Genomic DNA, 19,513 nt, shown 5'->3' with positions numbered 1-19,513 from the left:
TTACAGGGAGGAAGCCAGCCACTATGGCAAAGCTCATTGCATTCGACGAAGAAGCTCGTCGCGGCCTGGAGACCGGCCTGAACACCCTGGCTGATGCAGTCAAGGTGACGCTTGGTCCCCGCGGACGCAATGTTGTTCTCGAAAAGAAGTGGGGCGCACCCACCATCACTAACGACGGTGTGTCCATCGCCAAGGAAATCGAGCTCGAAGACGCCTACGAAAAGATCGGCGCCGAACTCGTCAAGGAAGTCGCCAAGAAGACTGACGACGTCGCAGGTGACGGTACGACCACCGCTACCGTTCTGGCTCAGGCTCTCGTGTCCGAAGGTCTGCGCAACGTCGCAGCCGGTGCGGACCCGCTCAGCCTCAAGCGCGGCATTGAAAAGGCCGTCGACTCGCTGACCGAAGTTCTGCTCGACTCCGCCAAGGAAATCGAAACCAAGGAGCAGATCGCTGCTACCGCCGGCATTTCCGCTGGCGACCCTGCAATCGGCGAACTCATTGCCCAGGCCATCGACAAGGTCGGCAAGGAAGGCGTCGTCACCGTCGAAGAGTCCAACACCTTCGGCCTCGAACTCGAACTGACCGAGGGCATGCGCTTCGACAAGGGCTACATCTCCGGTTACTTCGTGTCTGACGCAGAGCGCCAGGAAACGGTGCTCGAGGACCCCTACATCCTCATCGTCAACTCCAAGATCTCGAACGTGAAGGACCTCCTGCCGGTTCTCGAGAAGATCCAGCAGTCCGGCAAGCCGCTGCTGATCATCGCAGAAGACGTCGAAGGCGAAGCCCTCGCCGTCCTCGTGGTCAACAAGATCCGCGGCACCTTCAAGTCGGTTGCCGTCAAGGCTCCCGGCTTCGGTGACCGCCGCAAGGCTCAGCTTGCTGACATTGCGATCCTCACCGGCGGTCAGGTCATCGCCGAAGAGGTTGGCCTCAAGCTGGAGAACGCATCGCTCGACCTGCTGGGCACCGCCCGCAAGGTTGTTGTCACCAAGGACGAAACCACCATCGTCGAAGGTGCTGGCGACGCCGACGAAATCGCCGGCCGCGTGCAGCAGATCCGCACCGAGATCGAAAACTCGGACTCGGACTACGACCGCGAAAAGCTGCAGGAGCGTCTGGCCAAGCTGGCCGGCGGTGTTGCAGTCATCAAGGCCGGAGCCGCAACCGAAGTCGAACTGAAGGAAACCAAGCACCGCATCGAAGATGCCGTCCGCAACGCCAAGGCTGCTGTGGAAGAGGGCATCGTCGCCGGCGGTGGCGTGGCCCTCATCCAGGCAAGCGCCAAGGCCTTCGAAAACCTCAACCTCGAAGGTGACGAAGCCACCGGTGCCGCCATCGTCAAGGTCGCCATCGAAGCTCCGCTCAAGCAGATCGCCATCAACGCCGGCCTCGAACCCGGAGTTGTTGCCGAAAAGGTGCGCGGACTCGAAACCGGTCACGGTCTCAACGCTGCAACCGGCGAATACGAAGACCTCCTGGCTGCCGGTGTCAACGACCCGGTCAAGGTGACCCGCTCTGCTCTGCAGAACGCCGCTTCGATCGCAGGCCTGTTCCTCACGACGGAAGCCGTCGTGGCAGACAAGCCGGAGCCCGCACCCGCAGGTGACCCCACCGGCGGAATGGGTGACATGGGCGGCATGGGCTTCTGACCCAGCCGGCCGTGAACACGGTCCTTGAGCCACAAGCCGCGGGCGCAGACGCACTGTCTGCGCCCGCGGTTTTTCTGTGTGCTCACACGGTTTCCACTGATCTGCAATTCAGAGTCTTCGCAGATTGGGCGACCATAATGGGGCCGTACGATTCACGCGGAGAAGGGACATTCATGGGCTTCGCTTTCCTCGTCATTCTGGTTGCCGGCGGCGCTGCTGCGTTCGCCATTGCTCGCAGCAACAAGAAGAACGAAGAAGCCGCACGGCAAAGCGAACTCGCAATCGTTGCGAAGGCCTCAGAAGAGGACGTCACACAGTTCGGTGAGGAAGTTCGAGCCCTTGACCTTGAGACCGCAGGCGTTGATTTGGGCGACGGCGGTCGTCAGGACTACCAGAAGGCCATCAGCAGCTATGACCTTGCCAAGGACCTCCTGAGCAAGGTCACTCGTCCCGAAGATATCCGCCACGTGACAGAAGCCCTGGAAGACGGCCGCTATGCCGCCAGCTGTGTGCGTGCCCGCGTAGAAGGCAAACCGCTGCCCACCCGCCGTCCGCCGTGCTTCTTCAACCCGCAGCACGGCCCCAGTGTCGAAGACATCGACTGGGCGCCCGCTGGCGGTCAGCCTCGCCCCATTCCCGTCTGTGCCGCAGATGCTGAACGCGTTGCAGTCGGGGCTGAACCGTCAGTGCGCAAAGTGACTCTTGCCGACGGGATGTCGCGCAGGGCCTACTGGGAGGCAGGCCCTGCCTACGCCGAATACAACCGCGGCTACTACTCGAACTATGCCGGCTCCGGCATGCTTCCCGGTGTGCTCATGGGTGCGATGCTCATGGGGCCGATGATGGGCGGCATGGGAGCCTGGGACGGTTCCTACGCCGATGGTTACCAGGACGGCCTGGCCGCTGATGGCGGCGCGGGCAATGCCGGGGATATGGGCGGTGACATGGGCGACTTCGGCGGGGGCTTCGGCGATTTCGACTTCGGCTTCTGATTGACTGGTATCGGGAATCAGAAGGAGAACAGTGGAAGAAGTCTGGATTCGCGACGACAGCATTCGCCTAGGTCAGGTGCTCAAACTCTCTGGCTTCGTTGAAGACGGAGTCATGGCCAAAGAGCTCATTCAGGACGGCCAGGTGTTCGTCAACGGCGAGCTCAATTCGCGGCGCAGCTCAAACGTCAATGTCGGCGATGTGATTGCTGTTCCCGCTCTTGGCATCGAATTCACCATCACACGCGGCTGAGCCGTTCGACAGCTTCACGCGGTGGAGCGTTTACAGCGTTGCGCATCCGCTGAGCTCTCAGCTGACTTCAGTCGAGCATGCCCGGTGCGTCCCACAGCGGCGACCACTTTGACGTGTCTTCTTCAAAGCGAAGATCAGCGCCGATTGCTGCTTTGATGTTGAACTCTTCGGCGTTGTCCCTGCGGTGCGGTCCCGTCTGCACAAACGGGTAGAACGTCCCGCGCTTGTACAGATAGACGAGTGCCGCGCGTGTGCCTGAGGGTGTGCTGAAGTACAGCGATGAGCACAGCAGCATGGGGCCGAAGCCGGCGTTCTCAATGGAGCTGTTGACTGCGTGCAGGTTTGTGACCAGGCCGGGGATGTCGCGTGCCTGGTTGCTCAGCACGTGCCACGAATAGCCGTAGCTGTCGTCTTCTGTGCGCACCTGAAGGTCGGCATCCTTGGCGATCAGCGCCGAGGCTTCGCGCACAGCATCCGCCGATGCGCCGCCTTCGACCGCGCGGTAGGCCACTGAGGCAACGCCGGTGGGCGCATAGTCTGTTGCGGCTTCCAGTGTCAGCGCTGCAGGCGGCAGGCCGAAAAGAGCGTCAAGGTTCGGTTTGACCGGTTTGGAGCGGCCCAGAAGAGCGTCGAAGAAACCCATTCCTCACCTCTGTGACAGGTTGCGGGCGATGTCCTGCAGCTGGGCCAGGCGCTTTTCCAGGCTGGGGTGCGTGGAGAACAGCTGTGTGACGGACTTTCCGTTGACCGCGGGAATAAGCGCGAGGTGGTTGGCGGCACCGGCTGCCCGCAGGTCCTGGTCGGGGACTTTGGTCATCTGCCCGGAGATCTTCATAAGAGCGCTGGCCAGAGTGGATGGCTGGCCGGTCAGGTACGCGGCTGCCCGGTCAGCGGCGAGTTCGCGATAGCGGCTGAGGGCGCGGATGAGCACGAAGCTGATCGCGTAGACGATGGCACCCACGAGCATCATAGCGACCATGACTGCCGCGGCGTTGTTGTTGCGCCCGCCGTAGCGGGCGTACATGCCGGAGCGGACCATGAGGCCTGCGACAACGCCCGTAACACCGGCAACAGTCATGACGGTGACATCGCGGTGGGCAACGTGAGCAAGTTCGTGGGCGAGCACCACTTCGACCTCTGCGGGTTCGAGCGTTTCCAGCAGGCCGCGGGTAACGCACACAACCGAGTGGTCAGGTGAGCGTCCGGTGGCAAAGGCGTTGGGTACGCGGGTGTCAGCGAAGGCAACCCGCGGTTTGGGGGAGTCGGCCAGCTGAGTCAGACGGTCGACGATCGCGTGCAGCTCCGGTGCCTGTTCGGGGGAGACCTCGTAGGCTCCCATGGCGCGCATTGCGAGCTTGTCGGAGGAATACCACTGGAAGAAGAAAGCGCCGAAGCTGATGAGCAGTGCGATCACGACACCGCCGAGCGACTGTCCGAGGATCCACCAGATGGCCAGAATCAGGATGACGTAGATCAGCCCGTTGAGGAAGATAGCCCACCCCATGCGGAGGGACAGTCCGCGGTCTTTGACGAACCTGTTTCTGGCCACTGTGCTCCTTGCGTGAACACGGCGGGCCGGTGCGTCCGGCCCGCCGTGCTGGTGATCAGCCCTGCTGGGCGTCGTTCTCTTCTGCCGTGACTTCGGCTTCTTCCGCGTCCTGGACGTCTTCGAGCTGCCCCTGCGGCTTGGACGCCGGGAGGGAATCGCGCATGCGCTGCAGTTCCATTTCGACGTCGTTGTCGGAGCTCATCGCGGCCAGCTGACGGTCGATGTCGTCCCCACCCGTGCCGCTGAAGTCTTCCAGGGCACCGGTTTCGAGCAGTTCGTTCATTGCGCCGGCACGCGCCTGAAGTTCGTTGGTTTTGTCTTCAGCACGCTGAATCGCCAGACCGACATCGCCGAATTCGTCAGAAATGCCGCTGAAAGCTTCGCTGACCTTGGTCTGCGCTTCGGCAGCGTTGTAATTGGCCTTGAGGGTCTCCTTGCGGGTGCGGAAGGATTCGACCTTCGTCTGCAGGCGCTGGGAGGCCTGCGTGAGCTTCTGTTCTTCCGCCTGCAGGTTCTGGTGCTGTCCCTGAAGGTCTTGGATCTGCTGGGCCAGCCCGGACTTGCGGGTCAGAGCTTCGCGGGCCAGGTCTTCGCGGCCCATTTCAAGTGCCTTCTGCGCCTGCCCCTGCAGTTTGTCCGACTGCGATTCAAGCTGGTTGATCTGCAGTTCGAGACGTTTGCGGCTGGTGGCGACATCAGCAACACCGCGGCGCACCTTCTGCAGCAGGTCGAGCTGCTTCTGGTACGAGTAGTCGAGGGTTTCATTGGGGTTTTCAGCGCGGTCGAGAGCCTTGTTGGCCTTGGCGCCGAAGATCATCTTGATCCGCTGGAAAATGCTCATGAGCGCAGATTACTCCTTGCAGTGACTGCTTGGCACGTATTCTGTCCCAGCCTAACGGTCTCGGCTGAGAAAACCTGAGGTTTCTCAGCCGAGACCGGGATTTCCTGCACTCAGCACCCGCGGTCTCCGATTGACCAGCCTCCTTCGCTGTGTCTGGCTGACCCGACTGTGAACAGGTCAGCCGCGGAAGAGTTTGGTGTTGGCGCTTTCGACATCCGCGTACTGCTGACCGGCCAGAGCGAGCGCCTTCTGAATCTGCGTGAGGGATTCATGGACTTTGGCCTGCACCTGCTGCCAGTCAGCGACAACCGTTTGGAAGCCGGCGGATGCGGTTCCCGTCCAGCATTCCTGCAGGGCGCGCAGCTGGTGCATGAGCCTGTCGACTTCGCTGTGCAGAGTGGCCGCGCTGTGCGAAGCGGTCGAAGCTGCTTGGGTGATGCGTTCGGCGTCGATGTTGATGGTGGACATAAGACTCCTTCGTTGTCGTTGAACACCGGACGGTGTCATAACGACAATGAGCCGAATCGCGCGAGCGTGAAAGAGAAAAAGAAAGGCTGTGGAAACACGCGAGTGCTTCCACAGCCCTTCGAACACAAGAGGCGTGCCGAACCGCGTGCCGGACCGAATCACCCCGGCAGGCACCTCGTCGGCGGTGCGGCGGTCAGGCCGGCACAGCCGCCCGGATCAGCGGGCCTTGAGAGAGACCGTGATGTCCTGTGTCTTGCCGCCGCGCACAATGGTCAACGGCAGATCCTGTCCATCCTTCTGTGCCCGGACGAGAGCCTGCAGAGAAATAGCGGAGTTCACCGTGGTGCCGCCGGCCTTGATGATGGCGTCGCCTTCGCGCAGACCAGCCGCAGCCGCGGGGGAACCGCTTTCGACTTTGGAGACGACGGCAGCTCCCGTCGTGATCCCTTCGTTTTCCACAGAACCGGACGTAATAGTCACCCCGAGGTAGGCGTGCTTGGCCTTGCCCGAGCTGATGAGCTGGTCGGCAATGTAGGTCGCTTGGGTGGCGGGAATCGCGAAGCCGATGCCGATGGAGCCGGCCTGTTGTTCGCCGGCGGTCGGCATCGTGGCAATGGAAGAGTTCACGCCGATGAATTTGCCGGCCGCGTTGATGAGCGGCCCACCGGAATTACCAGGATTGACCGCGGCATCGACCTGAATGGCGTTGGTGATCGTCGAAATGTCGGCTTCTCCGCTTGAGCCCTTCTGCTGGGTTGCGACGGGACGGTTGAGAGCGGACACGATGCCGGTGGTCACCGTGTCGGCAAGACCCAGCGGGTTGCCCAGCGCCATGACCGGTTCGCCGACTTTGAGGCCGTTGCTGTCGCCGATCGGCAGCGGGGTCAGCCCTTCCGGTTTGGTGGACAGTTTGAGCACCGCGATGTCGGTGATGGGGTCGCGTCCGACGATCTTCGCTGCAACCGAAGCGCCGTCGTGGAACACGACGTTGATCTCAGACTGGGCTGAATCACCGGGGGCGACAACGTGGTTGTTGGTCACGATGTAGTCGTCTTTGTACACAAAACCCGAACCGAGGGCTTCGCCTTCGGCGCCGCGGGCCTGGATTGAGACGACTGACTTCGACGCGTCCGCCGCGACTGCCGTCCAGTCGGGGCTGTCAACGGTTTTGACCTTCTGATCGGACGTCGAGGTTTCGATTTCGGACTGCTTTCCGCTGCCGCTGATTGCGCTGGTTGCCGCGGTGACTCCCACTGCGGTGCCGCCGCCGATGAGCGCTGCGATGACACCCGTGGCGATGAGCGCGCCCCAGCCTGGCCCGCGGCGGGCAGACTTGGCCGGGCGCGGTCGGACGGAGGGCAGGCCGTGCGGGCCGGCGGGCGGGAAGCCGCTGGGCTGCTGTTGGGTTCCATAGCCGCCGAGGTGCCCGCTGGCCGGCCCCGGAGCACCTGCCGGCTGGCCGGGCTCAGTTGGGTGGCCTGGGTTCGCCTGCCCCTGCTGCTCGGCCAACGGCGGCTGTGCGGGGCCGCCGTACGGTGGACGTTCGCTGTTTCCGTACCCGCCGTCATAGGGGTTGTTGGGGTGGCGCGGTTCGGTCATGAGCGGTCCTTTCTGGTGGTTTCCGGCAGCACGCCCTCTGGCGGGATGGGCAGGTCGACGCGGAAGGTGGCGCCGCCGCCGGGAGTCTGGTGGACGGAGATTTCGCCCTTGTGGGAGTCGATGATGGCCTTGACGATCGAAAGTCCCAGGCCGGACCCGCCGGTTGAGCGGTCGCGAGATGAATCCAGACGGTAGAACCGTTCGAAGACTCGCGGTGCGATTTCGGGGTCGATGCCTTCTCCGTGGTCACGCACTTCGATGCGCACGCGTCCGGCTGGGAATCCTTCGAGGATGTCGGGGACGATGATGCCTCCCGCACCGGGCGGTGCCAGGGGCTGTTCGACGGAGGCTGTCCGCTTGTCCGCGGACGGGCTGCTGTCTGCGGCTGCGCTCGCAGCTGCCCCCTGCGAGGTGGTGGGAACCTGAGCCTTGCGCTGGCCCTTGTTTTGGGTCTTTGTGTCGGCGCGGCTGCCGTCGCGTTTGAATATGCGGACGGGGCCGGTGACGAAATCGAGAGCGCCGCGTGACTGCTTGGCCTCTTCTGCTGTGTCGCCTTCGGTTTCGAACGCTTCGGGGACATCCACGACCCCGACCGCGAAGTCGATTGCGACATCGTCGGCAGTGTGGCGCAGGGCGTTGCCGGCCAGATTGCTGATCACCTGGCGCAGCTTGGAATCCGCCCCTTCGATGAGCGGAAGTTCCGGAGCGTCCTCGCCGTCGAGCCCAATGAAGGAGATATCCCGGTGCGGTGCCTGCGCCGCTGTGTCCGCCGCCGTATCGCGGACTGCGGCAGCCATGTCGACGGGGCCGATTTCTGCGCGGCGCTCGCTGTCGAGCCTGGCCAACACCACAAGGTCTTCGACGAGGTCGCCCATGCGGATGGATTCTGCTTCGATTCGGCCCATGATCTGGGCGACGTCTTCGGGTTTCTGCACGGCACCCTGCCGGTAGAGCTCCGCGTAGCCGCGGATGGTGACAAGCGGGGTACGCAGTTCGTGGGATGCGTCAGACACGAACTGCCGGATGCGCTTCTCAGAGGCCTTGCGCCCGTCGAAGGAGTCCTCAATGTGTCCGAGCATGGTGTTCAGCGCACTGGACAGACGACCGAGTTCGGTGGAGGCGGGGTATTCAGTGACGCGCTGCGATAGATCGCCGGCGGCAATGCGGGAGGCGGTTTTTTCGATGTCGCGCAGCGGTCGGAAGGTGTTGGTGATGGCGAAGTAGCCGACACCGCCGACGATCGCCAGGGCGAGCACCCCGATGCCGATCATGGTGCTGCGGGCGTAGTCGCTGATTTCGTCGATGTCTTTGTCGAATGGCAGTGCGATCGCCACGAGCATGTCGGAGTTCTTCAGCGGCAGCGTGCGCACGCGCCACTGCGAGGTGCTGCCGGGCACCGTGAACGGCTGGCTGCGGTTCTCAGCAACTGTCTGTGCGTTGACTTCCGGCAGGTAGGGGACGTTGGTTTCCGACGGGGCGACGGGGTCGTAGGCTTTGCGGCCGTCTGCCGTGTAGAACTGCACGTAGTAGGTACCCGGCAGCATCGAGCTGATGATCTGGTCCTGCGATGTGGTCTGCAGGGGTGTGTGCGTCATGACTTCGTCGGCGGCTCTGATCGCCAGGGCCTGCGATGTCGAGACCAGCCGCTGGTCGGTGCGTTCGATGAGGGACGCGCGCAGGTTCTCCAGTACCCATGCGCTGGTGCCGGTTAGCACGAGCAGCATGAGGGTCATCATGATCGCCAGCAGTTTGCCGGTGAGCGACCAGTCTTGCCACAGGGCGTGGGATGAGCGGCGCTGAGCTTGGGTGGTCAAGGTGAGTGTGCTTTCCAATGCAAAGGGGCGAGCCTGCCGGTCCCGCCCCTTGGTGATGCATGCTTATTTGGCGTCTGCGGTTCGCAACATGTATCCGACCCCGCGCTTGGTCTGGATCATCGGAGTCCATTCGACGTCGATGGGGTTGCCCGCTTCGTCCGTCGTGGGGGCCACGTCGATCTTGCGGCGCAGGTACGAAATATAGGATTCCACGATTCCGGTGTCTCCGCCGAAGTCGTATTCCCACACGTGGTCGAGGATCTGCGATTTCGACAGCACCCGGTTGGCGTTGAGCATGAGGTAGCGCAGCAGTTTGAATTCGGTGGGGGACAGGTCGATGAGGATGCCCCCGCGGCGAACTTCATGGGTGTCGTCGTCAAGTTCGAGTTCGCCGACTTCGATGACCGCGGTCTCTTCTTCTTCCGCCGCGTGGGTGCGGCGCAGGACTGCGCGGATGCGGGCGACGACCTCTTCGAGGCTGAACGGCTTGGTCACGTAGTCGTCGCCGCCGACGGTCAGACCCGTGATCTTGTCCGAGGTGTCGTCGCGAGCGGTGAGGAATACCACCGGGATGTGGAAGCCGGCCTGGCGCAGGCGGCGGGTGACGGTGAAGCCGTCCATGTCGGGCAGCATGACGTCGAGCACCAGCAGGTCCGGCACCTGCTGTTCGGCAAGGCGCAGAGCTTCGGCGCCGTTGGCTGCTGAAATCACTTCGAAGCCTGCAAAGCGGAGGCTGGTGGACAGCAGTTCGCGGATATTGGGTTCATCGTCGACAACGAGCAGGGTCGCTTCGATTTCCTGCGCGTCGTGGCTGGGGGTCATAGGAGTCGTCATGGAATCAGTCTCCTCTTCGAGTCTGGAGGTTTGCTGGAAGATTCCTGAATGCCATTGTTGCACGAATCACACGGTGAATGCGCGGTTTTCTGCGGGAGTGCGCGCACTCGGCCCAAGCCTCGGACAGGCAGGAAGCGGCGTTCACAGAAAAGGGCCCGGAGTCTAAGAGGATTCTCAAACTCCGAGCCCTGTGGCCCTTGCCCCGATCAGCGGAAGCCGGCCGAAACGGGCGGGCCGAACCGGTGCGGGTCGGCGTGGTTCCAGTCTTCAGCCCAGCTGCGGCGAGGAGTGCCCAGCAACTCACCCGGTTCAAGCCAGTCGTACGCTTCGGCGTAAGACTCAACGCGCGACTGCGATACCCGGCGGAAGATGTGCGACGGGCGCAGCTGGTCGGGGCTGTCGAGGCCGATCGTGGCGATCATCTGCGCCGTTTCGGCAACCGTTGACTTGTGGTAGTGGTACACCTGCTCGGCCTTGTCGTCCACGTCGAGCCCGCGGTACAGGCGAGGGTTCTGCGTGGCAACACCGGTGGGGCACTTGTTCGTGTGGCAGCGCTGAGCCTGAATGCAGCCGGTGGCCATCATCATGGCGCGTGCTGCCAGGCAGTAGTCAGCACCCTGGGCGATGCGTCGGATGATGTCGGTGCCGGCCACGATCTTGCCGGCTGCGCCGATCTTGATGTGCTGACGGATGCCCGCACCCACGAGCGCGTTGTGCATGAGGATGAGGCCCTCGGTCAGCGGGGTGCCCACGTGGTCCTCGTATTCCAGTGGAGCGGCACCCGTGCCGCCTTCCGAACCGTCGACCACGATGAAGTCCGGCAGGATGCCGGTTTCGAGCATTGCCTTGACGATGGCCAGGACGTCGGTGCGCAGGCCGACGCACAGTTTGAATCCGATCGGCTTGCCGCCGGACAGTTCCCGCAGCTGACCCACGAACTGCATGAGCTCGGTGGGGGTTGTGAACGCCGTGTGCGATGGCGGCGAAATGCAGTCCTTGCCGGGCTCGACACCGCGGGCTTCAACGATTTCAGGGGTGATCTTTTCGGCCGGCAGAACACCGCCGAGGCCGGGCTTTGCTCCCTGCGAGAGCTTGATGAGAACACCCTTGATGTTGGGGTGGACGACCCTCTGCGAGAACATTTCGGGGTTGAAGTTGCCTTCCGGTGTGCGGCATCCGAAGTAGCCTGAACCGAACTCCCACACGATGTCTGCGCCGGATTCCAGGTGGTAGCGGGTGACGCCGCCTTCGCCGGACTCCTGGAAGAAGCCGCCCTTGTAGGCGCCGCGGTTCATGGCGCGCACGGCGTTGACGGACAGAGCGCCGTAGGACATTGAGGCGATGTTCAGCAGCGATACGTCAAACGGCTGGGAACACTGTGGACCGCCGATGACCACGCGGTGTTCGCCTTCGGGACGCTTGCCGGGGACAACGGAGTGCAGCAGGTATTCGTAGCCGGAGTCGCGAACTTCGAGTTCCGTGCCGAACGACTTTTCGGCGTGGATTCCCTGTGCGCGTTCGTAGATGAGGGCGCGGGCGTCGGCGTCATAGGGGCGGCCGTCCCAGTTCCTTTCCACGAAGTACTGCTGGATCATGGGGCGGATCTCTTCCATGAGGTACCGCATGTGACCCAGCAGGGGGTAGATGCGCAGGACGGCCAGGCGGGGCTGGATGACGTCGTAGATGGCCAGTGCGAGCAGAGCGGCGAAGACGACGACGGCTATGAGCCACCACAGAGAGTGGAGAACTGCCAGTGCGATGCTGCCGAGGAACAGCAGTGCGACAGCTGTGATCGTGAGAATGGCAAACATGGGTACAACGTTACCGCCCGCTGGTGACTTTGAGGCTGTCGAGGTGGCCGCAATTTCGCCCGTGTCTCACCGTGCTCTTGACTGACGTGCTTCGGCTTGCTGTCGGGGGAGTCTTGCCTTGTGGGCCCGTGTTGACTTAGATCAGGGCCAGCCCTCACGATGATCCGGTGAATCGGAACTTTGTTTTGGGTCTGCTCATCACGCTGGTGTCGTGCTTTCTTTTCGCGATCTGCGCACCTTTGGGCAAGCTCATGTACGCGGGTGATTGGACGCCGGGGCCGGTGACGTTTGTGCGTCTGGCCGGCAGCTGCCTCCTGCTTGCGATTCCGATGTTCATTCAGATGCGCGGCCGCTGGCGCGAAGTGTGGCAGGTTCGCTGGTATGTGCTGACCTACGGTGTTGTGTGCATGGCCGGTGTGCAGCTGTTGTTCTTCTTGGCGGTTGAGCGCATGAGCCCGCCGATTGCGCTGCTTCTGGAGATGACGGCGCCGCTCATGATTGTGCTGTGGGTGTGGGCCAGCACCCGCTTCCGCCCGTCCACCCTGACATTCATCGGTATTGTCGCCGCCGCGGTTGGTCTGCTCATCATTCTTGATCCGCGCGGATCGTCAGTTGATCTGCTCGGTGTTTTCTACGCGCTGTCGGCAGCCGTGTGCTTGGCGGCGTTCTTCGTCATGTCCGCCAAGGCTGACCTCAGCTTCCCGTCGGTGACTCTGATCTGCATCACGATGGGGATTGGCGCGGTTGTGGTTGCCCTCATCACCGCTGTGGGCATCATTCCGGCCGGCATGACAACGCAGGACCTCGATGCGGGCGGCGTTCTTCTTCCTTGGTGGGTGGTTGCGCTGGCTCTGCTTCTGTGCACCGGCGGGGCATACACGACGGCGGTTGTGGGTGTGCGCTACGTCGGGTCGACCATTTCGAGCTTCTTGAACCTGGTTGAGGTTCCGATGTCGGTGGTTATGGCCTGGATTCTGCTGGGTGACCTGCCGGTGGCGGTGCAGGCGATCGGCGGTGTGTTTGTGCTCCTCGGAGTGGTCTTCGTCAAGCTCGGTGAGAATCGGCAGGAGCGTCGCCGGGTCATTGCCCGCACGAACGTCCACCCGGAGACTGCCGAAATGCACTTGGTTGTCGAAGAGGAGGCGCCGGAGGACTGACCGGTTCTGTCCGGGTCGGTCCCCAAATGCCAAGGTGCCGCTGGCGCGGGCCTGCTCTGTTCCGGTTCTGTTCTGGTCAGGCGCTGCTGATGGTGTAGCTGTAACCCTGTTCTGTGAGGAACCGGCGGCGGTGGGCGGCGAACTGTTCGTCGACTGTTTCAGCTGCGACAACCGTGTAGAACGATGCCGCTTGGCGGTTTTCTTTTGGCCTGAGGATCCTTCCGAGCCGCTGGGCTTCTTCTTGGCGTGAACCGAAGGAGCCGGACACCTGGATGGCGACGGAGGCTTCGGGCAGGTCAACCGAGAAGTTGGCGACTTTGGACACGACGAGCACCTTGATTTGGCCTGTGCGGAATGCTTCGTAGAGTCTTTCGCGTTCAGCTTCGCCGGTTTTGCCGGTCAGCACTGGCGCGTTCAGTTCTTCGCCGAGCTCTTCCAGCTGGTCGAGGTACTGGCCGATGACGAGCACCTGCTGGTCTCGGTGGTCTTCCACCAGGCGGCGCACCACTGGGAGTTTGACGTCGCTGGTGGCGGCCAGCCGGTAGCGGTCTTCGCCTTCTGCGCTCGCGTAGGCCACGCGGGTTGAGCGGTCCAGGCGCACGCGCACTTCTTCGCAGTGGGCGGTGGCGATGTAGCCGGCGGCTTCGATTTCCTTCCACGGAACTTCGAACTGTTTGGGGCCGATTAGGCTGAACACTTCGTCTTCGCGGCCGTCTTCGCGCACCAGCGTTGCCGTCAGACCCAGGCGGCGGCGTGCCTGCAGGCCTGCGGTCAGCCGGAAGACGGGTGCTGGCAGCAGGTGGACTTCATCATAGATCACCAGACCCCAGTCGCGCGCATCGAGCAGCTCCAGGTGCAGGTAGGAGCCTTTGCGACGGGTGGTGAGCACTTGGTAGGTGGCGATGGTGATCGGTCGGATCTCTTTGACCGCACCGGAGTATTCGCCGATTTCGTCCTCCGTCAGGCTGGTGCGGCGCAGCAGTTCCGCTTTCCACTGTTTGGCGGACACCGAATTGGTCACCAGGATGAGCGTCGTGGTGCTCACCTGCGCCATGGTGGCGGCACCCACAATGGTCTTTCCGGCACCGCAGGGAAGGACGACAACCCCGGATTCACCGCGCATAAAGGTCTGCACGGCTTCTTCCTGGTACGGCCGCAGGTGCCATTCCTCAGCCCTTCCCGTCACTTCGTCAGCCTTAGCCGACCCCGCACCGGTCCCGCCTGAACCGGGGGAGTCGGCCGGCGCCTCGTGGTAGTTGAGGTCGATGGTGTGCGCCTCACCGTCGACGTAGCCGGCGTGGTCGGCCACGGGGTGGCCCAGTTTGAGCAGGCGGAACTTCAGTTCGCCGCGTTCGGAGGGGTACACCTCGACGGTTCCGGGGTCGATCCGGGTGCCGAAGATGCCCTGCATTTCGGGCTGTTCGGCCAGACTGTCCAGCAGTGCGGTGTCGGAGGATTCGAGCACCAGGCCGTGCACGGGCGAACTGGCCAGCACCAGCACCCCGAAGCGGTCCATGAGGTCGACGATCTCCAGCAGGAGGTCGTGCGGAACGGGGTATTTGGCGTATTCGAGCAGGGTGTCGATGACGGATTCTGCGTCGTGGCCCGAAGCGCGCGCGTTCCACAGTCCCAACGGAGTGATCGTGTAGGTGTGAATGTATTCCGGCGTGCGCGCAAGCTGGGCGAAAGGCGCGATGGCCGCTGCTGCTTCGGCCGCGTCGGGATGGCCGGACTCCAGCAGGATCGTGCTGTCGGACTGGACGACGAGGGGACCTGTCACTGAGAGCCTTCCTGGGCGGGGGTGACGCTGATGATCCGCGACAGTGAGGCGGCGATTTCGCTGCCGTTGCGGATTCCGCGTACTCGTCCGCCGGTGATTGCGGTCGGGGTGAGCGTGATGGTGGTGCTGCTGCCGTCGGCGCGGGCCAGCGTGACGGCAACACTCTGCTGCCGGTCGATTGCGCTGCGCAGAATGCCCGAGGTGGATGCCGGGTCACCATCGGCTGTTTCTGTGCTGCTGCGCACGCCGGCAATGTAGCGGTCGAGGTCTGCATCGGCAATGCGGGCTGTCCGCCGGGTGACGGCGGGCGCGGTTTGCTTGGGTGCGCGCTGCGGCTGTGCTGTGGGCGCTTCCGTCAGGGTCGATGTGCCAGCACCCTCCAGTAGGACGCGCAGGCGGTCGGAGCTGATGCCGGCCAGTGCGACGGTGGGGGCCACGCGGGTCAGCTGCGCTGGGATGAGCAGCGGGTCGGCCAGCAGGGCGTCGAGTTCGTCGGGGTCGTCGACGATGACTGCGCCGCGGGCGCTGGCGACCTGCACGCGGTTGAGTCTGGAGGCCACCCCGTCGATGAGGAACTCCAGCGGCTGCGGCACTCCGGTCGAGGAACATTCGCGCAGTGTGTCAACAATGTCGGTGCGGCTGAGCCCTGTGTGCAGGGCCCGTTCGATGCTCTTTTCAGTGAAGCGGTACACGGTGCCCTGGCCGCGGGTTTCGATGTCGGCAAGCGAGTCGAGTCTTTGTGCGAGGTCCGGGTGGACGGGGCCGGTGGCCACCGCGGTGAGGTCGGATTGGATGACGACGCTTTCGGCGTAGTCGGGCAGGAGTTCGCTGATTGTTTCGGCGAAGTCTGCTGGCACCGTGGCGGCTGAGCCCGCGTAGTCGAGCGGCTGTGCGGCCGCTGGCAGGGACGCGCTCAGGTGCTCGGCAAGTTCGCGGCCCAGAGGGGTCAGCCCGTAGGAGTCGGGCGCGGTCAGGGGAGTGGCGACGAGCCCCAGGAATTCAGCCTCACTGAGCATCTGGGCCAGTGTTTCGCGGTTGAAGGCAGGTGCCAGCGGGTAGCGCCACTGGAGGACCGCCGTGAGGTCGGTCAGCCGGATGCTCGGGGTCTCTGCTGTTCCCCGGTCTGCCGAGGTGCCTGAATCTGCCGAGGTGCCGGTCGGGGTTCCGGGGTCTGGTTTGGGGAGCGGCACCTCGGGAGACAGGAGGGTGCGCAGCAGTCGGAAGCGAGCCGAACGGACCGGCGGCAGGGCCGAGGGGTGGCCGCCATAGGGGTTGGCGGTAGGGGGTTTGACGACGGAGCCCAGCGGGTGCACGCGGTCGCCGCGGGGTGTGTGGCCGTTGGCGATGTGGGTGATGTCTTCGCCCATGTGCAGCCAGGCGCGCACGAGTGCTGCGTGCAGGTTGCCGCGGTCGGTGCGTTTGAGAAGGTCGTATTCGCTGGTGGGCAGCCACACGGGGTCGATGCTGGAACTGTCGACGCCCACCAGGTTGAGTGCGCCGCACAGTTCGAGCACGAAGATCGTCTGTGCGTATTCGAGGTCGAGGGCGGAAGCCAGCCGCTGGACGTCGCGTTTGCCGACACCGCCGGACATCAGCTGGCTGGGCGGATCGGCTTCGATCGCCCGGACGGCAGCGGCAACTGTGCCGCCCGCAGCACCTGCGGCCGCAGCTTGGGCGTTGCGGGCAACGGATTCGGGGATTGGGGTGAGGGCTGGTTCGTCTGGCCGTGAGTATTCCGTCCACTCCGGCGGGCGGGTGGATTCGGCTGCCGAGGTGGGCAGCAGGGCGATGGCTTCGGATTGGAAGCCGAAGAACTCGGCATCACCGGGGGTGCCTGCGGCCGTGTCTTCTGTGCTGGTCTGTGCGGGCCACAGCAGGCCCAGAAGAATCAGACGGTCCAGGACATCTGAGCTTGCTTCCAGAGCGGAGCAGGGAACAACAGGATCAACGCGGGCAGCCTTCGCCGCGCGCAGAGCGGTCTGCAGCGCTTCGGCATTGAGCGCCTCAAGGGCAACCGCGACCCCTTTGCGGGTGGAAGCCGAACCGGCCAGGCGGGCAAGTGACGCTGTGTCGGTGCGCACCAGATCGCGCCGGGTGCGGACAAAATCCGCAAACCAGTCGGCCGGCGCGGTGGACAGCCACGCGGTGAAAGTCTGAAAGCCCTTCATCCCTACGAGTCTAGACGGAGCACAGAAAGCCGGCGGTTAGAATGGGTGGTCGACCCCGTCGGCAGAGCCACAACACCGAAAGGCCCACAGTGACAACAAGCACGAACGAACAGCGCACATCGTGGACGCTGATCACCGCGCTTGCGCTCATGCTGCTGGGCGCAAGCGCCCTTGTCGTGGTGATTGTGCAGGGCCTGACCGTCGGCCACCCATCGAAGATTCTGACCTGGGTGGGAATGATTGCCCCAAGTGCATCGTTCATCCTGTTCCTGGCGTGGCTGATCACCGCGATCTTCCGCCGCCGCACCTAGAGCGCACACTCACTCCGGCGCTCCGGCCAGACCGGCCAGAACAGACCGGCCGAACCCGGTGCGGACAGAGCAGACAAGAACACCCGCGGGCACCTCGCCCGCCCAGCCTCCCAGGCACACCCCAACAGACAAGCGGAGCTGACCGGCACCTCGTGAGGTTCGGCCCGCAGCAGACCAACAGACGCGCACGCGAGTGCGCACAGAAAAGGACAGACAATGCCCACTGGACGCGTGAAGTGGTTCGACTCAGACAAAGGCTTCGGCTTCGTCACAGGAGACGACGGCGAAGAGTTCTTCATGCATTCGTCGTCGCTGCCCGACGGCGTGACCGTGCACAAGGGATCCCGCCTCGACTTCGACATCGTGGATTCCCGCCGCGGCCGTCAGGTGCTGCGCGCACGACTGCTGGACGCTCCGCCGCGCGTGCGCCCCAACCCGGAGAAGACGGCAGATATGATTCAAGATGTCATCTCGATGCTCGATGACACGCTGGCTGGACTGCGACAGGGCCGCTACCCGGACGCGGAATTCTCCGCGAAAGTCGCTGAGGTTCTGCGCCACGTAGCCGACGATCTGGAGGGCTGATGACCAGCTGCTACGCCGAATGGAGGGCCTCGCTGGGGGAGATCAACCCCACGTTGGCTCAGGCGGTCGACACTGCGCGCGCAGCGATTGCCGAAATGACGGACGAATCGTCTATCGGCGAGCACCTGGGTGTTATTGCCGAAGGCGCCTACGTCGCATCCCACATCTTCGAATGCCGCACACCCGGCTACCCGGGCTGGTACTGGACGGCGATTCTGGCGCTGGTGCCCGGGTCTGAGACCGTCACGGTCTCGGAAACAGCGCTGCTGCCCGGCGAAGATGCGCTTGTCGCACCGGAATGGGTGCCGTGGAAGGACAGGCTGCGCCCGTCGGACATCGGCGCTCGCGATGTCCTGCCGAAGCTCGAAAACGATCCGAACCTTGAACTGGGACTTGAGCAGGTCAAGGTCGAACCTGAAGACAACATCGACCAGATCCCCAACTTTGAATTCGGTCTGGGTCGCAAGCGCGTGCTGTCACGCGACGGCATTGCAGCTGCTGCTGCCCGCTGGGCCGAATCCGATTCCGGGCCGGACTCCGAATACGCGGTCGAGGCGTCTGCCAAGTGCCGCACATGCGGTTTCCTTATGCCCATTGCCGGGTCGGTGCGCACGCAGTTTGGGCTGTGCGCCAACGCGGCATCGCCGTTTGACGGGCGTGTGGTGTCACTGAGCAACGGCTGCGGCGCACACTCTGAAACTGACGTCCGCCGACACGACGACGACACCGCCGAACCCGTCATCGACGACCGCAACGAAGACTTCGAAATGGTCGCTGCGGGTGTTGGTGAGGCTGGCGTTGGTGAGTCTCGTGGTGATGAGTCCGGCCGTGAGGTGAGTGGCGCCTCGGCGGATGCCGGTGCCTCGGGTGGTGACGGCGCCTCGGATGACGAGTCGGGCCGTGAGGTGAGTGGCGCCTCGGCAGATGCCGGCACCTCGGCAGATGCTGGTGCCTCGAACGCAGGCGATGATGCTGAGCGCTGACGCCCAGGTGTGGGCGACCGTCATAGCGTTTGTCGGTCTGGTGATCGGGTGTGCCGGCATCATCGTGCCTGTTCTTCCGGGGTCGCTGCTGAACCTGGCTGTGCTGATCGGCTGGGGTGTTGCGGTGAACTCGACCGCGGGTTGGGTATGCGCTGCGGTCGGGATCGTCATGACAGTCATCGGCGTAACGGCCTCATGGGTGCTGACGGGAAATCGGCTGAAGAAGCTTCAGGTGCCGAACCGGGTCATTGCAATAGCCGCGCTCAGTGCTGTTGTCGGCATGTTTGTTCTGCCTGGACCGGGGCTGCTCGTCGGCTTTGTGGTTGGCCTGTTCATTGCTGAATGGGTGCGGCATTCGACTGCCGGTGAAGCGCTGCAGACCACTAAGGGCACCCTCGTTGCCGTTGGCATCGGGCTGGGCATTGAGCTTCTGTGTGCCGGTGCGGCTTTTGTGTCGCTGACAATCGGCACGTTCTTGCATTTCACCACTGTGTGAGCCGGAGGCGGGGGCGGCGTGTAGCCCAGCCCAACCGGTGGCGCGCGCCCAACTCTCTTGGCGCCTCGTATTTTTCAGGGGGGGACACCGGTTAGCAACAGATCCACGCTTTAGCAGTGGTTGCTAAGCCGCAGATTCCGGCTAAGGGGTGTCTGCTTGCGGCTAACGGGTGTTTTTGTTGCTAACGGGTGTGTGAGCAGGCCGGCGCCTCGTATTTTTC

18 protein-coding genes are annotated in these 19,513 nt (G+C 63.5%); 8 read left to right on the top strand and 10 right to left on the bottom strand.

The annotated features are described in order from the left end of the window. Positions 1-23: 23 nt before the first annotated feature. The 3 genes from groL (at position 24) to Bravens_RS04120 (ending at position 2,897) form a co-directional block, all read left to right on the top strand. Entirely contained in the window at positions 24-1,655 is a 1,632-nt protein-coding gene (groL, locus tag Bravens_RS04130; RefSeq protein WP_019175756.1) for a chaperonin GroEL, read from the top strand. Between the two features lie 173 nt (positions 1,656-1,828). Further along, positions 1,829-2,647 (top strand): hypothetical protein, encoded by an 819-nt coding sequence (locus tag Bravens_RS04125; protein WP_062020541.1) that lies wholly within the window; start codon positions 1,829-1,831, stop codon positions 2,645-2,647. A gap of 31 nt (positions 2,648-2,678) precedes the next feature. Continuing rightward, positions 2,679-2,897, top strand: a complete 219-nt coding sequence (locus Bravens_RS04120) for an RNA-binding S4 domain-containing protein (protein WP_062020539.1) — start codon at positions 2,679-2,681, stop codon at positions 2,895-2,897. 67 nt (positions 2,898-2,964) lie between these two features. On the opposite strand, the gene pspAB is transcribed toward Bravens_RS04120, so the two are convergent. The 8 genes from pspAB to Bravens_RS04080 form a co-directional block, all read right to left on the bottom strand. Then, complete coding sequence (gene pspAB, locus Bravens_RS04115; protein WP_062020538.1) at positions 2,965-3,540, bottom strand: PspA-associated protein PspAB; 576 nt, start codon at positions 3,538-3,540, stop codon at positions 2,965-2,967. Positions 3,541-3,543: 3 nt separating this feature from the next. Continuing rightward, complete coding sequence (gene htpX, locus Bravens_RS04110; RefSeq protein ID WP_062020536.1) at positions 3,544-4,446, bottom strand: zinc metalloprotease HtpX; 903 nt, start codon at positions 4,444-4,446, stop codon at positions 3,544-3,546. Positions 4,447-4,501: 55 nt separating this feature from the next. Continuing rightward, positions 4,502-5,287, bottom strand: a complete 786-nt coding sequence (locus Bravens_RS04105) for a PspA/IM30 family protein (RefSeq protein ID WP_062020533.1) — start codon at positions 5,285-5,287, stop codon at positions 4,502-4,504. 177 nt (positions 5,288-5,464) lie between these two features. Further along, complete coding sequence (locus Bravens_RS10390) at positions 5,465-5,755, bottom strand: WXG100 family type VII secretion target (protein ID WP_062020531.1); 291 nt, start codon at positions 5,753-5,755, stop codon at positions 5,465-5,467. 216 nt (positions 5,756-5,971) lie between these two features. Beyond that, on the bottom strand, positions 5,972-7,354 hold the full coding sequence (locus Bravens_RS04095; protein ID WP_062020530.1) for a S1C family serine protease: 1,383 nt from the start codon (positions 7,352-7,354) through the stop codon (positions 5,972-5,974). Further along, entirely contained in the window at positions 7,351-9,168 is a 1,818-nt protein-coding gene (locus tag Bravens_RS10840; protein ID WP_062020528.1) for a sensor histidine kinase, read from the bottom strand. Before Bravens_RS10840 ends, Bravens_RS04095 begins: the two co-directional genes overlap by 4 nt. Before the next feature lie 63 nt (positions 9,169-9,231). Further along, positions 9,232-10,002, bottom strand: coding sequence for a response regulator transcription factor (locus Bravens_RS04085; protein WP_370919315.1), 771 nt, complete (start codon positions 10,000-10,002; stop codon positions 9,232-9,234). 206 nt (positions 10,003-10,208) lie between these two features. Next, complete coding sequence (locus tag Bravens_RS04080; protein WP_062020526.1) at positions 10,209-11,813, bottom strand: FMN-binding glutamate synthase family protein; 1,605 nt, start codon at positions 11,811-11,813, stop codon at positions 10,209-10,211. 167 nt (positions 11,814-11,980) lie between these two features. Here Bravens_RS04080 and Bravens_RS04075 point away from each other — a divergent pair, with 167 nt between their 5' ends. After that, positions 11,981-12,970, top strand: a complete 990-nt coding sequence (locus Bravens_RS04075; protein ID WP_231863276.1) for an EamA family transporter — start codon at positions 11,981-11,983, stop codon at positions 12,968-12,970. Between the two features lie 76 nt (positions 12,971-13,046). Here Bravens_RS04075 and Bravens_RS04070 read toward each other — a convergent pair whose 3' ends face one another. Then, entirely contained in the window at positions 13,047-14,750 is a 1,704-nt protein-coding gene (locus Bravens_RS04070) for a DNA repair helicase XPB (protein WP_062020525.1), read from the bottom strand. Next, positions 14,747-16,918: a helicase-associated domain-containing protein gene (locus Bravens_RS04065; RefSeq protein ID WP_062020523.1), complete on the bottom strand. Its 2,172-nt coding sequence runs from the start codon at positions 16,916-16,918 to the stop codon at positions 14,747-14,749. Before Bravens_RS04065 ends, Bravens_RS04070 begins: the two co-directional genes overlap by 4 nt. 89 nt (positions 16,919-17,007) lie before the next feature. On the opposite strand from Bravens_RS04065, the gene Bravens_RS04060 reads away from it, so the two are divergent. From Bravens_RS04060 to Bravens_RS04045, 4 genes are all read left to right on the top strand, one after another. Then, positions 17,008-17,229 carry a hypothetical protein gene (locus Bravens_RS04060; protein ID WP_062020521.1) on the top strand — a complete coding sequence of 74 codons (222 nt, stop codon included), beginning with the start codon at positions 17,008-17,010 and terminating at the stop codon, positions 17,227-17,229. A gap of 216 nt (positions 17,230-17,445) precedes the next feature. Continuing rightward, positions 17,446-17,814, top strand: coding sequence for a cold-shock protein (locus Bravens_RS04055; protein WP_019175741.1), 369 nt, complete (start codon positions 17,446-17,448; stop codon positions 17,812-17,814). After that, entirely contained in the window at positions 17,814-18,797 is a 984-nt protein-coding gene (locus Bravens_RS04050; protein WP_062020520.1) for a DUF3027 domain-containing protein, read from the top strand. Before Bravens_RS04055 ends, Bravens_RS04050 begins: the two co-directional genes overlap by 1 nt. Next, positions 18,784-19,293: a DUF456 domain-containing protein gene (locus Bravens_RS04045; protein WP_062020518.1), complete on the top strand. Its 510-nt coding sequence runs from the start codon at positions 18,784-18,786 to the stop codon at positions 19,291-19,293. The genes Bravens_RS04050 and Bravens_RS04045 overlap by 14 nt, the downstream gene beginning before the upstream one ends. Positions 19,294-19,513: the final 220 nt, after the last annotated feature.

The organism is Brevibacterium ravenspurgense (assembly GCF_001584615.1).
Lineage (GTDB): Bacteria > Actinomycetota > Actinomycetes > Actinomycetales > Brevibacteriaceae > Brevibacterium > Brevibacterium ravenspurgense.
This window is presented reverse-complemented; position numbering and strand designations above follow the sequence as displayed.